The organism is Agrococcus jejuensis (assembly GCF_007679035.1).
GTDB classification, from domain to species: Bacteria; Actinomycetota; Actinomycetes; order Actinomycetales; family Microbacteriaceae; genus Agrococcus; species Agrococcus jejuensis_A.
On sequence record NZ_VEFR01000005.1, the window covers coordinates 115,794 to 128,581 of the forward strand.

A 12,788-nucleotide genomic window follows, 5' to 3' on the forward strand; every position below is an offset into this window, starting at 1 on the left:
CGGTGAGGGTCAGAGCCGCTCGACGAGCGTGGCGTTGGCCATGCCGCCGCCCTCGCACATCGTCTGCAGCCCGTAGCGGGTGCCCGAGCGCTCGAGGCCGTGCACGAGCGTCGTCATGATGCGCGTGCCGCTCGAGCCGAGCGCGTGCCCGAGGGCGATGGCGCCGCCGCGCGCGTTGAGCCGGTCGCCGTCGCCGCCGATCGCGGCGAGCCACGCGAGCGGGATGGAGGCGAACGCCTCGTTGACCTCGACGAGGTCGACGTCGTCGATGCGCATGCGCTGCCGGTCGAGGATGCGGTCGGTCGCGGGGATGACGCCCGACAGCATCTCGACGGGGTCGGAGCCGACGACGACGGAGTCCACGATGCGCACGCGCGGCGTCAGCCCGTGCGCGACCGCGAAGGCCTCGCTCGTGACGAGCACGGCGGAGGCGCCGTCGGTGAGGGGCGACGCGTTGCCGGCCGTGACCGACCAGTCGAGGCCGGGATGCTCGGCGGCGAGCGCATCGGTGCGGAACGCGGGCTGCAGCGTGGCGAGGCGCTCGAGGGTCGTGCCGGGGCGGACGGTCTCGTCGACGCCGTGGTCGCCGTCGATGCCCGCGACCGTCAGGATCTCGTCGCCCCACTCGATGGCGGCGGCGCGGGCGTGGCTGCGGGCGGCGTACTCGTCCTGCGCATCCCGCCCGATGCCGAAGCGCGCGGCGACGAGCTCTGCGGCGACGCCCTGGTGCGTGAGCCCGGGGAAGCGCCCGCGCACCTGCCCCGGGATGGGGTCGCGCCCGACGGCGGCGGAGCCGATGGGATGCGTCGACATGAGCTCGACGCCGCACGCGACGACGCACTCGGCGAGGCCCGACGCGATCGCGGCGTGGGCGAAGTGGATGGCCTGCTGGCTCGAGCCGCACTGCCGGTCGATCGTCGTGCCCGGCACCGTCACGGGGAGGCCGGCTGCGAGCGCGGCGGTGCGGGCGACGTTCTGCGTCTGCTGCCCGACCTGGCTCACGCATCCCGCGTACACGTCGTCGACGAGCGCGGGGTCGATGCCCGCGCGATCGACGAGCTCGGCGATGACCGTGCCGAGCAGGGCGGCGGGATGCCACGCGGACAGGGCACCGCCGGGCTTGCCCCTGCCCGATGCGGTGCGCAGGACGTCGACGATGACGGCGCTCACGCTCCCAACCTAGCGGCGGCGCCCCTCGGGTGATTGGTCACGTCTGGCGCTCGATCGGGCAGGAGTGGTCGACGACACGCCGTGGGGCGAACCACGACTGCCCGATCACGGCCACCACAGGCGCGGCAGAGGAGGGATGCGTAGCGTCGAGCGGGTGAGCGGCGAGCGGAGGGATGCGGGTGCGGATGGCGCTCGCGATGCGGCCGACGCGAACCGCGGCGCTCGCGATGGCGACGACATCGTCGTCCCCACGCCCTCGGGCCGCGTGCGCGGCCGGTGGGAGACGGTCGGCTCGCCGTCGAGTCGAGCCCACGGGCGACCGACCGCGCAGGTCGCCGCGTTCCGCGGCATCCCGTACGCCGAGGCACCGATCGGCGCGCGGCGATTCGGCGCGCCGGTGCCGAAGGCGCCCTGGGACGGCATCCGCGACGCCACCGCGAACGGCGCGACGCCGCAGCGCGTCGGCGACCCGCGGGCGCTCATCCCCGAGCCGAGCGTCGCCGGCGACGACACCCTGCACGTCACCGTGCTCACCCCCGACCCGAGCGCCGACGCGCACCTGCCCGTGCTCGTCTGGATCCACGGCGGCGGCTACACGACCGGCTCGCCAGCGAGCCCCTGGTACGGCAACGGCACCTTCGCGCGCGACGGCGTCGTCACGGTGCTCGTCTCGTACCGACTCGGCTTCGACGGGTTCGGCTGGATCGAGGGCGTGCCGCAGAACCGCGGGGTGCGCGACTGGCTCTGCGCGCTCGAGTGGGTGCAGCGGCACGTCGCAGCGTTCGGCGGCGACCCCTCGCGCGTCACGGTCGCGGGGCAGTCGGCGGGCGGCGGCGCCGTGCTGTCGCTGCTCGGGATGCGGGCTGCCGTCGGCCTGCTCGCGCAGGCGTGGGCGGCGTCCCCGGCGCTCGCCGACGTGCCCGAGCAGACGGCGCGCGCGCTGGCGGCGCGGCTCGGCGACCGCCTCGGGATCGGCGCGCACGGCGGCGTGCCGTCGCTCGAGACCATGCGCCGCACGACCGAGCACGACGTGCTGCGCGCGCAGCCGAAGGCGCGTCGCGGGGCCGGGCGAGGGCTCTACCGGCTCGTCGACGAGCTGCTCGCGATCGGCCCGGTCGTCGATGGCGAGCTCGTCGAGCGGCCCACGATGGATGCGCTCGCCGCCGGCGCCGGCGCGGCGGTGCCGCTCGTCGTGGGGGCGATGCACGACGAGCTCGCGCTCACCGAGGCGCTCGTGCCGCGCTGGCTGCGCGGTGCGACGGGTGCGCTGCGGGCGATCCCGAGCCGCGCGACCCTCGGCGCGGCGCACGTCGATGCCGCGACGAGGCGCGCGTACGTCGCCGCGAATCCCGACGCCGCGCGCGCCGGTGCCGGCGCGCTCGCGTGCCGCTACCTCTCCGACGTCATCTTCAGCGGCACGGTCGTGGGCGCCGCGCATGCGCGCGAGCATGCCGCAGACCCGACGGTGCGCGCCCGGCGCACGCTCGAGCATCCGGATCCGGCGGTGCGCGCGGGCGAGCGGGTGCCCGCCGCGCTCGCAGGCGGGGCCGACACGTGGGCGTACCGCTTCGACTGGGCGTCGCCGACGCGCGGCGCGGCCGTGCACTGCGTCGACGTGCCGTTCGCGTTCGATGCGCTCGGCGACGCGCACGCCGAGCGCCTCGTCGGCGCCGACGCCCCGCAGCCGCTCGCCGACGCGGTGCACGGCGCGATGGTGGCGTTCGCGACCGACGGCGCCCCCGGCTGGCGGGCCTGGTCGGAGGCTCCGGGCGTCACGCGCATCCTGGGCAGCGCATCCGACCTCGCCGCAGACTCGACGCCCACGGTCGACCCGGCCGGCTGGTCTCGCCTCGCGCCGCTCACGGCAGCGGGCATCGCCCCGCGCCGCCCTCGAGCCCTGTGAGGTTCTCGGCCACCTCTGGCATCGACCGTGGCCGAATGCCTCGAGACGTTCGGGGGATCAGGGCTGCAGGGCGCGGCGGATGCGCTGCACCGACACGGGGCCGCGGGCGCCGAGCGTCTGGGCGAAGAGGCTCACCCGCAGCTCCTCGATCATCCAGCGCGCCTCGACGAGGTGCGGCGCGGCCGTCGACGGCAGCGGGATCGCGCCGCCCGCGGCACGCAGCGCCGCGACGGCGTCCGTCACCTCGGCCATCCACTGCACGTCGCGGTGCGCCGTCTCGGGCAGGCGTCGCACGCGGTGCTCGACCGCCTTCACGTACACCGGCAGCCGTGCCAGGCGCGACACCCCGGCGGCCACGATGAACCCGTCGTGCACGAGCCCCTCCAACGTGGCACGCGCGTCGGCGAGCTGCGCCATGAACGCGAGCGACGACACGTCGCGGATCGCCGCATCCGCTGCCCGCGCGGCAGTGAGGACCGCGGCGACGCGCGCGGTCACGTCGAACATCCGCTCGACGAGCCCCAACGACACGGCGGTGCGGATGCGGGCGAAGTCCTGCGCCGACCGCACGGGGCCGCCGAGGGCGAGCTCCTCGTCGACGATCGCGAGCAGCACGTCGTCGAACAGTCGCGCCGTCGACGGATAGGGGGAGGCGCCGAGCGCGAGCCGCTCGGCGTTCGACAGGTTCGCCTGCACGTACGACTGCGGCGACTGCACGGCGTCGGCGAGCATGCGGCGCACCGCGGCGTGCTCGGCGGCGTCGCGCTCGGCCTCGGTCGAGAACAGCGCCACGTCGACGCGGCCGCCCTTCGCGAGCCGGTGGCCGGGGTAGGCGCGCACGGTGCCCTGCCCCTGGCGCACGTCGACGAAGCGCGGCAGGTCGGACTCGAACCCGTCGACGCCCTCGCGCTCGAGGTCGTGCGTCACGACGGCGGCGACCTCCACGGTCGCCTGGCGGGCGAGCCTCGCCTGCAGCGCCGCCAGGTCGCGGCCGGCGCCCAGCGCCTTGCCCTTCGCGCCCTCGACGACGAAGCGTGGCAGCAGGTGCCCGGGCACGCGCGCCCACTCGACGTCCGACGCATCCGCGGGCGTGTGCGCCGTGGCGCGGATGCGGTCGGCGAGCACCTGCGCGATCGGCTCGCCCGTCGGCGCGGCGGGCAGGTCGACGAGCATCGACCGCGCCCAGTCTCCGGCAGGCACGACGTGCCGGCGCACGTGCTTCGGCAGCGCCTTGATCATCGCGGTGAGCAGCTCCTCGCGCATGCCGGGCACGAGCCAGTCGAAGCCCGCGGGCGTGAGGCGCGGCAGCAGCGCGATGGGCACGTGCACCGTGAGGCCGTCGTCGTCGGCGCCGGGCTCGAACCGGTACGAGAGGCGCAGCGTCTGGTCTCCCTGCCTCCACGTGGTCGGGTACTGGTCCTCGGCCGGCCCCTCCTCGCGCCCCAGCAGGTCGTCGCGGGTGAAGGTGAGCAGATCCGGCGTCTCGGTGCGCGCATCGCGCCACCACCGCTGGAAGCCGCGCGCGTCCGTGACGTGCATGGGGATGCGCGCGTCGTACAGCTCGACGATGCGCTCGTCGTCGAGCAGCAGGTCGCGGCGCCGCTGACGCTCCTCGAGCCCCTCGATCTCGGCGATGAGCTCGCGGTTCGCGGTGAGGAAGCGCTCGCGCACCTGCCATTCGCCGGCGACGAGGCCGTGGCGGATCATCAGGTCGCGCGCGAGCAGCGCGTCGACGCGCGAGAGCTGGATGCGCCGCTGCGGCACGATCGGCACGCCGTAGAGCGTGACGCGCTCGGTCGCGATCGCAGCACCGTCGCGCTTCGACCAGCGCGGCTCGAACCACTGCCGCTTCACGAGGTCGCCCGCGAGCGGCTCGGCCCACGCGGGGTCGATGCCGGCCACGACGCGTGCGAACAGGCGCGACGTCTCCACGAGCTCCGCGGCCATGACGGCCTGCGGCTGCTTCTTCGACAGCGTCGACGAGGGATGGATGTGGAACCGCGTGCCGCGCCCGCCCACGAAGTCCCGCTTCTCGGCATCCCGCACGCCGATCTGGCTCAGCAGGCCGGCGAGCAGCGCCTTGTGGATCTCGGTCGCGCTCGTCGAGAACGGCTCGGCGCTCGTCTCGTGGCCGCGCGAGCGCCCGCCGCCGCCGCGCGAGCCCGACGGCTGCGCATCCCTCGGCAGCGACCGCTCGAGCTGTCGCACGACGTCCTGCCACTCGCGCACGCGCAGGAAGTTGAGGTGCTCGTCGCGGCACATGCGGCGGAACTGGTTGCCCGAGCGCTGCCGCTGCTCGTCGCGCAGGTAGCGCCACAGGTTGAGCAGCGAGATGAAGTCGGAGGTCGGGTCGGCGAAGCGCGCATGCAGCTGGTCGGCGCGCGCACGATGCTCGAGCGGACGCTCGCGCGGATCCTGGATCGACAGCGCCGCGACGATCGGGATGACGGCGTCGGCGACGCCCGCATCGACGCCCGCGAGCACCATGCGCGCGAAGCGCGGGTCGACGGGGAGTCGCGAGATGCTGCGGCCCACGCGCGTGACGGCGCCCGAGCGCTCGACGGCCTGCAGCTCGCGCAGCAGGTCGGTGCCGTCGGCGATCGCTCGCCGCTCGGGCGGCTGCAGGAAGGGGAAGTCCTCGAGCGGACCGAGCCCGAGGGTCGCCGCCTGCAGGATGACCGAGGCGAGGTTCGTGCGCAGGATCTCGGGGTCGGTGAAGGCCGGCCGCTTCGCGAAGTCCTCCTCGGCGTAGAGACGGATCGCGATGCCGGGGGCGACGCGGCCGGCACGGCCCGAGCGCTGGTTCGCGGAGGCCTGGCTGATGGCCTCGATCGGCAGCCGCTGCACCTTGGCGCGGGTCGAGTAGCGCGAGATGCGGGCGGTGCCGGTGTCGACGACGTTGCGGATGCCGGGCACCGTGAGGCTCGTCTCGGCGACGTTCGTCGCGAGCACGACGCGGCGGCGCACGCCGGCGGGGCGACGCTCGAAGACGCGGTGCTGCTCGGCCGCCGAGAGGCGTCCGTACAGCGGCAGGATCTCGACGCTCGCGCCGAGACGGCCCGCGAGCGCATCCTGCGCATCGCGGATCTCGGCCTCGCCCGAGAGGAACACGAGCACGTCGCCCTCGTCGTCGCGCCAGATCTCCTGGATGGCGTCGTGGATGCCGTCGATCGGGTCGACGTCGTCGTGCGCGTCGTCATCCCCGTCGTCCTCGCTCATCGCCTCGCGCGTCAGCGGGCGGTAGCGCACGTCGACGCCGTAGGTGCGGCCCGAGACCTCGATGATGGGCGCGCCGCCGAAGTGGCGCGAGAACGACTCGGGGTCGATGGTGGCGCTCGTCACGATGACGCGCAGGTCGGGGCGACGGGGGAGGAGGCGCTGCAGGTAGCCGACGAGGAAGTCGATCGTGAGGGAGCGCTCGTGCGCCTCGTCGATGATGATCGTGTCGTACTGCCGAAGGTCCGGATCGCGGTGGATGCGGTTCAGCAGCACGCCGTCGGTCATGACCGCGACCTTGGTGTCGGCGGAGACCTTGTCGGTGAACCGCACCTGGTAGCCGACCTCGGCGCCCAGCTCGACCTGCAGCTCCTCGGCGACGCGCTCGGCGATCGTGCGCGCGGCGATGCGGCGCGGCTGCGTGTGGGCGATGCGCTCGCGCCCGAGGTCGAGGCAGATCTTGGGCAGCTGCGTCGACTTGCCCGAGCCGGTCTCGCCGGCGACGATCACGACCTGGTTCGCCTCGATGGCGGCCGCGATCTCGTCGCGCCGCGCGGAGACCGGCAGGTCGGCCGGATAGGCGATGTGCATCCCGTCCATCCTCTCGCAGCCCGGTCGCGTCGCATGCGCGGGTCCGCTGGAGGCGGACGGCGAGCGCGCTACTCGGGCAGCTCGCCCGGCGCGAGGCGCTGCTGCTGGCGCCACAGGTCGCCGTAGCCGAGGCGCTCCATGTAGCGCTCGACGAGCTGCTCCTCGTCGAGCGCGCCCTTGGTGAACATGTCGAGGTCGGCCTGGAACTCGGGGGTCACCGGGGGCATCTCGCTGGGGATCTCGGGGTCGGACATCGCGCCACCTTCCGTCGCGTGGATGGTAGCGAAGCCGCGCGGGGGCTCGCTGTGGGCTGGCAGCATCGAGGGATGGCAGTGACGATCCGACCCGTGCGCCCCGACGACCGCGAGCAGTGGGCGACGCTGTTCCGCGCGTACCGCGAGTTCTACCGCCTCGAGGCCGACGAGGCGGTCGTCGAGCGCGTGTGGTCGTGGCTGACGGATGCCGGCCACGAGGTGCGCGGGCTCGTCGCCGAGGCCGACGGCGCCCTCGTCGGCATCGCGCACCACCGGCGGTTCGCGCGCCCGTCGACGGGCACGGTGGGCGTGTGGCTCGACGACCTGTACGCGGCGGAGGCGGTGCGCGGGCAGGGCGTGGGTCACGCGCTCATCGCCCATCTCGGTGGCATCGCCGCGCTCGAGGGCGCATCCGTCGTCCGCTGGATCACCGCCGACGACAACGCCACGGCGCAGCGCCTCTACGACCGCGTGGCGACGAGGACGCGCTGGCTCACCTACGACGCGACGCCCGGCGCCTGACTCGTCAGTCAGTTGCGTTTCGCAGGCGATCAGGGGTAGCGGAGGGGTATCTTCCCTCCGACCCCCGTGATCGCCTGCGAAACGCAGGACTCCGCCTGCGGGAGCGCTGAGCGCTACGGCAGGTCGCGCGTGGGCGTGGGATCGCCGGCGTCGTCCCGATCGCCGTCAAGCGGGTTGTCGCCGATGAGCGGCGGCGCCTCCTCGCCGTTCGGTCCGCGCCGCTCGAGCACGAGCAGGGCGGCGAGCATCGAGACGATGCACAGGCCGAGGTAGATCCAGCCGACCGTCGCGATCACGATGCCGCCGAGCGTCACGGTGACCCCGAGGATGCCGAGCACGCTCCACACGAGCCCGAAGGCGATGAGGGCGCCGATCGTCACGACCCACCAGCGCGGACGCGTGCGCCACGCGGCGATCGAGATGGCCACCGCGATGGCGAGCAGTCCGATGGGGAAGTGCATGCTGCGGATGCTACGCCGCGACCGTGCGAGCCCGCTGGATCCGGGCGCAGGCGGGCCGGTCCCGTTCGTGTCGCGTCGGACGTCGGGGCTACCGTGGACCGTCATGTCGAGCGAGCCCCAGCACTACGGTTCGTGGGCCGCCGACCACCTCCCGCCCACGTTCCCCGAGCGTGCCGCCTGGGGCACGGCGCAGACGCTGCGCGCCTGGCAGCAGGAGGCGCTCGAGCGGTACTTCGAGCGCGAGCCGCGCGACTTCCTCGCATCCGCGACGCCTGGCGCCGGCAAGACCACCTTCGCCCTGCGCCTCGCCTCCGAGCTGCTGCGCCGCGGCGCGGTGCGCCGCATCACGGTCGTCGCGCCCACCGAGCACCTCAAGACCCAGTGGGCCGACGCGGCCGCCCGCGCCGGCATCCGCCTCGACCCCGGGTTCCGCAACGCCCACGGCGAGGCGGCCGGGCACTTCCACGGCGTCGCCGTGACGTACGCGCAGGTCGCCGCGCGGCCGGCGCTGCACGAGCGGATGACGCGCTCGGCCGACACGCTCGTGATCCTCGACGAGGTGCACCACGGCGGCGACGCGCTCTCGTGGGGCGAGGCCGTGCGCGAGGCGTTCGGTCCCGCCACGCGACGGCTCTCCCTCACCGGCACGCCGTTCCGCAGCGACGACGCACCCATCCCGTTCGTCGAGTACGTGCCTGCCGAGGACGGCGTGCGCTACTCGGCCACCGACTACGACTACGGCTACGCTCGCGCGCTCGCCGACCACGTCGTGCGTCCCGTGCTGTTCATGGCGTACGCGGGCACGATGGAGTGGCGCACGTCGATGGGCGACGAGATGCGCGCGACCCTCGGGCACGAGGATGCGAAGGACATCACGTCGGCCGCGTGGCGCACGGCGCTCGACCCGGGCGGCACGTGGATCCAGCAGGTGCTGCGCAGCGCCGACGCTCGCCTGACGCAGGTGCGCGAGCAGGTGCCCGACGCCGGCGGCCTCGTCATCGCGACCGACCAGGCGCAGGCGCGCGAGTACGCGCGCATCCTCGAGGACATCTGCCGCGAGCGCGTCACGGTCGTGCTCTCGGACGACGCGGGTGCGAGCGCGCGCATCGAGGAGTTCTCGAACGACGAGTCGCGGTGGATGGTCGCCGTGCGCATGGTGTCGGAGGGCGTCGACGTGCCGCGCCTGTCGGTGGGCGTGTACGCGACGTCGTCGGCGACGCCGCTGTTCTTCGCGCAGGCAATCGGCCGCTTCGTGCGATCGCGGCGTCGCGGCGAGACGGCGACGGTGTTCCTGCCGTCGGTGCCGGTGCTGCTGCAGCTCGCCGCCGAGCTCGAGCGCCAGCGCGACCACGCCCTCGGCAAGCCCACCGACGACGACGAGCTGCTCGACGACTCCCTCATGGAGGCGGCGGCGAAGCCCGACCCCGAGGACCGCGAGGAGGCGCCGTTCACGTGGCAGCCGCTGTCGTCGGCGGCGACGTTCGACAAGGTGCTCTTCGGCGACCAGGAGTTCGGGCAGCTCGTCGAGCCCGGCACCGACGAGGAGCTCGACTTCATCGGCATCCCCGGCATCCTCGAGCCGGAGGAGGTCTCCGACCTGCTGCAGCGACGTCAGCGCAGGCAGGCCGCTCGCATCGCCGAGAAGCCGGCGCCGCCGCAGCCCGACGCCCTCTTCCGCTCGCTGCGCGAGGACCGGCAGCTGCTCAACGCGCTCGTGACGATCGTCGCGAAGAAGCGCAAGCAGACGCATGGCATGGTGCATGCCGAGGCGCGGCGCGTGTGCGGCGGCCCCGAGGTGGCGAAGGCGTCGATGCAGCAGCTGCGCGACCGCATCCACTACCTGCGGCGCGCGATCGACGCCTGAGGCGCCGCGCGGGTCAGCCGGGCAGCGGGGCGAAGTCGTAGAAGACGACGGTGCGATCGTCGAGGGCGAGCTCGAAGCCGAGCAGCACCGACTGCTCGGCCAGCGCCGCCTCGTCCCAACCCCGGTACGACATCGGGACCCACACGATCTTCGACGACGAGCCGTCGGCCTCGGCGGGGCGCACGCGCTCGGCGAACTCGTCGCCCGTGCTCGGCTCGTACCCGTTCGCGGCAGCCCACGCCTGGAGCACGGGATCCGGCAGCGGCTCGGCGGCGACGAGCGCGACCGAGATGTCGACGCCCTGGCGCTCGCCGTTCTCGGCTGGCGCCCCGTCGACGTAGCCCGTCGTCGTCACGACGCACAGCACGTCGAGGCCGTCGAGGGCGTCGGGCGCGGCGAACTCGCCGCGCGGCGCGAGGGCTGCGAGCACCTCGTCGCGCGTGCCGGCCAGCTGACCGATGCCCGCCTGGTTGTCGGCGAACACGTAGTCGTCGCTGCACTGCGGCCACTCGGCGACGGGCTCCTCGGTGGCCGTCGGCGACGGGGTCGGCGACTCGGAGGCGGTCGCCGACGGCGTCGAGGAGGGCACCTCGCTCGACTCCGGCTCCGCGACGGTGCAGCCCGCGAGGGCGATGACGAGGGCGGCGGGGACGGCGAGGACGCTGCGGCGCATGCGAGGGCTCCGATGGCTCGAGGAGAACGTCCCCCATCCTGCGTCACGAGGCTGGCAGCACGCTCCACGACGAGGCGGCGAGCCCGTCGAGGTAAGGCTGTCCTCACTGCAAAACCACCGGTCAGGCCAGCCTGACCTTGCTGGACAGCGCGACGCTGCGGGTGCATCCTGGCGGCAGAGCCAAGGAGGAACGCCATGACCATCGAGCAGCTCCCCACCGTGTCGTGCAGTGCCACCGACTGCGGCTACAACCACGAGGGATGCCACGCACCCGCGATCACCGTCGGTGGCGACGGTGCCGGCTGCGCCACCTTCCTGCCGCTCGGCATCGACGGCGGCCTGCCCAAGGTCATCAGCCATGTCGGCGCCTGCCAGCGCACCGAGTGCGTGCACAACCAGTCGGCGCTGTGCCTCGCAGGCGAGGTGCGCATCGCCGGCGGCCAGGGCACCGCCCACTGCGAGACGTACGAGGCCGCCTGATCCTCGACGTCCGCGCCCGCGCGACCGACTGGCGGCCCGTCGCTCCCCGGCGGGGCGTCAGCGCGCATCCAGCGCTCGGTGCTTCGCTCTCGTCATGAGCCTCCCGCACCCTCCCGGCGATCCCATGGCGCCGCCCAGGCCGCACGCCGTGCCCATGCCGGCGACGCCCGGATCGCCGCTCGAGCCGCTGCGCACGGGTCGCAGGCTCGACCGCAGGCACTGGCTGCTCGCCGGGCTGCTCGGCATCGTCGGAGGAGTGCTGCTCTTCGACGGCGTGCTCCGCTCGGCGTCCGGCACGACGAGCCAGCTGCCGCTGGAGGCGGTGCTGCTGTTCGCCGGTGGGGGCCTCCTCGGCCTCGTCGCGGTCGTCGTCGCCTTCGCGCTCGCGCCGGGCGGCGCCGGACGCCGCATCCTCGGCATCATCGTGCTCGTCGTCGGCGCCGGCCTCGCGCTCGGGTTCGGCCTGCTGCTGTTCGGCGGGCCCGTGCGCATCCCGCCGGAGATCCGATGGGTCGTCACCCCGCAGTCGCTGCTGGTCGGCACCGGCATCCTGGGCTGGTTGCTCGCCTCGGGCGCTCGCTGGTGGGCGTTCCTCGTCCTGCTGCTCGCGCCGGCCGTCGCCACCGTCGCGATGGCCCTGCTGGTGCAGGGCTCGAGCCTCTCGAACGTCGCGCCGCAGGCGGTCGCGCTGGCGCTCGCGCTGCTCGCCCTGCTGCTCTCGATCCCGCGGCGACGCTGACGTGCTGCGTCGCCGCACGTTCCTCGCCGGCTCGATCGCGGCCGCCGCAGCGCTCGCGGGCTGCGCGCCGGACCCGGTCGCCGAGCTCGTCGAGGAGGATGGGGCGGTGACGACCACGCACGAGTACGGCGACGACCCCGCGCAGGTCTGCGACCTGATCCTGCCGCCCGGCGAGCAGCGGGGCACCGTGATCCTCGTGCACGGCGGGTTCTGGCAGGCCGGCTACGACCGCAGCCTCGAGGACGCGGTCGCGGCCGACCTCGTCGCCGACGGCTACGCCGTGTGGAACGTCGACTACCGCGGCGTCGGCGCCGGCGGCGGCCATCCCGCGACCTTCACCGACGTCGCCGCCGCGGTCGACCTGCTCGCGACCGTCGGCCCCGAGGCGGGCGTCGCGATCGACCGCGTCGCGATCGTGGGTCACTCGGCGGGCGGCCACCTGGCGCTGTGGGCGGCGGGCAGGCACCTGCTGCCCGCGGACGCGCCGGGCGCGAATCCCGCGCTCTCGCCGATCGCCGCGTGCAGCCAGGCGGGGGTCAACGACCTCGTGACGGCGCAGGCGGAGTCGGTGGGCGGCGGCGCCGTCGCATCGATCCTCGGGATCAGCCCCGACGAGCCCGTGCCGGCCGAGCTCGCCGCCACGACGTCGCCGCAGCAGATGGTGCCGCTCGGCGTGCCGCAGCTGATCGTGACGGGCGACGCCGACGTGCTCGTGCCACCGTGGCTGTCGGAGGACTACGCGCCCGTCGCGACGGCCGCCGGCGACGACGTGACGCTCGAGGTCGTCGCGGGCGAGGACCACTTCGCGCACCTCGACCCCGGGAGCGGCAGCTGGGCGCGGGTTCGCGCATGGCTGATCGACGTCATCGGCTGAGCCTGCGTCGATAGGCTCGAGGCGTCGAGCGCATCGCGGCA

Annotated in this window: 11 protein-coding genes; 6 read left to right on the forward strand and 5 right to left on the reverse strand. The window is 74.3% G+C overall.

The annotated features are described in order from the left end of the window. Positions 1-9 precede the first annotated feature (9 nt). On the reverse strand, positions 10-1,170 hold the full coding sequence (locus FS793_RS14140; RefSeq protein WP_144721433.1) for a thiolase family protein: 1,161 nt from the start codon (positions 1,168-1,170) through the stop codon (positions 10-12). Positions 1,171-1,324: 154 nt separating this feature from the next. Here FS793_RS14140 and FS793_RS14145 point away from each other — a divergent pair, with 154 nt between their 5' ends. Next, positions 1,325-3,073, forward strand: a complete 1,749-nt coding sequence (locus FS793_RS14145) for a carboxylesterase family protein (RefSeq protein ID WP_186329539.1) — start codon at positions 1,325-1,327, stop codon at positions 3,071-3,073. A gap of 57 nt (positions 3,074-3,130) precedes the next feature. Here the strand turns inward: FS793_RS14145 and hrpA are convergent, their stop codons facing one another. Further along, a complete protein-coding gene (gene hrpA, locus FS793_RS14150) occupies positions 3,131-6,880 on the reverse strand; it encodes an ATP-dependent RNA helicase HrpA (protein WP_144721437.1) in 3,750 nt (1,249 codons plus the stop codon). Between the two features lie 68 nt (positions 6,881-6,948). Continuing rightward, positions 6,949-7,134 (reverse strand): hypothetical protein, encoded by a 186-nt coding sequence (locus tag FS793_RS14155; protein ID WP_144721439.1) that lies wholly within the window; start codon positions 7,132-7,134, stop codon positions 6,949-6,951. A 72-nt stretch (positions 7,135-7,206) separates the two neighbouring features. Between FS793_RS14155 and FS793_RS14160 the strand changes: the two genes are divergently transcribed. Then, entirely contained in the window at positions 7,207-7,656 is a 450-nt protein-coding gene (locus FS793_RS14160) for a GNAT family N-acetyltransferase (RefSeq protein WP_144721441.1), read from the forward strand. Positions 7,657-7,769: 113 nt separating this feature from the next. On the opposite strand, the gene FS793_RS14165 is transcribed toward FS793_RS14160, so the two are convergent. Continuing rightward, positions 7,770-8,117 carry a hypothetical protein gene (locus tag FS793_RS14165; protein WP_144721443.1) on the reverse strand — a complete coding sequence of 116 codons (348 nt, stop codon included), beginning with the start codon at positions 8,115-8,117 and terminating at the stop codon, positions 7,770-7,772. 103 nt (positions 8,118-8,220) lie between these two features. On the opposite strand from FS793_RS14165, the gene FS793_RS14170 reads away from it, so the two are divergent. Continuing rightward, positions 8,221-9,981, forward strand: coding sequence for a DEAD/DEAH box helicase (locus FS793_RS14170; RefSeq protein WP_144721445.1), 1,761 nt, complete (start codon positions 8,221-8,223; stop codon positions 9,979-9,981). 13 nt (positions 9,982-9,994) lie between these two features. Here the strand turns inward: FS793_RS14170 and FS793_RS14175 are convergent, their stop codons facing one another. Further along, positions 9,995-10,654, reverse strand: a complete 660-nt coding sequence (locus FS793_RS14175; protein ID WP_144721447.1) for a hypothetical protein — start codon at positions 10,652-10,654, stop codon at positions 9,995-9,997. Positions 10,655-10,849: 195 nt separating this feature from the next. Between FS793_RS14175 and FS793_RS14180 the strand changes: the two genes are divergently transcribed. The 3 genes from FS793_RS14180 (at position 10,850) to FS793_RS14190 (ending at position 12,747) form a co-directional block, all read left to right on the forward strand. Continuing rightward, the gene (locus FS793_RS14180; RefSeq protein ID WP_144721449.1) at positions 10,850-11,134 is read left to right on the forward strand and encodes a DUF1540 domain-containing protein; all 285 of its coding nucleotides are present in this window, start codon (positions 10,850-10,852) and stop codon (positions 11,132-11,134) included. Between the two features lie 94 nt (positions 11,135-11,228). Continuing rightward, on the forward strand, positions 11,229-11,873 hold the full coding sequence (locus tag FS793_RS14185) for a hypothetical protein (RefSeq protein ID WP_144721451.1): 645 nt from the start codon (positions 11,229-11,231) through the stop codon (positions 11,871-11,873). Between the two features lies 1 nt (position 11,874). Then, entirely contained in the window at positions 11,875-12,747 is an 873-nt protein-coding gene (locus tag FS793_RS14190; RefSeq protein ID WP_222123769.1) for an alpha/beta hydrolase family protein, read from the forward strand. Positions 12,748-12,788: the final 41 nt, after the last annotated feature.

Excerpts from the sequence above, each read along its gene's own strand:
- hrpA (WP_144721437.1), bottom strand. The coding sequence starts at position 6,880 with ATGCACATCGCCTATCCGGCCGACCTGCCGGTCTCCGCGCGGCGCGAC.
- FS793_RS14155 (WP_144721439.1), bottom strand. The coding sequence starts at position 7,134 with ATGTCCGACCCCGAGATCCCCAGCGAGATGCCCCCGGTGACCCCCGAG.
- FS793_RS14160 (WP_144721441.1), top strand. The coding sequence starts at position 7,207 with ATGGCAGTGACGATCCGACCCGTGCGCCCCGACGACCGCGAGCAGTGG.
- FS793_RS14165 (WP_144721443.1), bottom strand. The coding sequence starts at position 8,117 with ATGCACTTCCCCATCGGACTGCTCGCCATCGCGGTGGCCATCTCGATC.
- FS793_RS14170 (WP_144721445.1), top strand. The coding sequence starts at position 8,221 with ATGTCGAGCGAGCCCCAGCACTACGGTTCGTGGGCCGCCGACCACCTC.
- FS793_RS14175 (WP_144721447.1), bottom strand. The coding sequence starts at position 10,654 with ATGCGCCGCAGCGTCCTCGCCGTCCCCGCCGCCCTCGTCATCGCCCTC.
- FS793_RS14180 (WP_144721449.1), top strand. The coding sequence starts at position 10,850 with ATGACCATCGAGCAGCTCCCCACCGTGTCGTGCAGTGCCACCGACTGC.
- FS793_RS14185 (WP_144721451.1), top strand. The coding sequence starts at position 11,229 with ATGAGCCTCCCGCACCCTCCCGGCGATCCCATGGCGCCGCCCAGGCCG.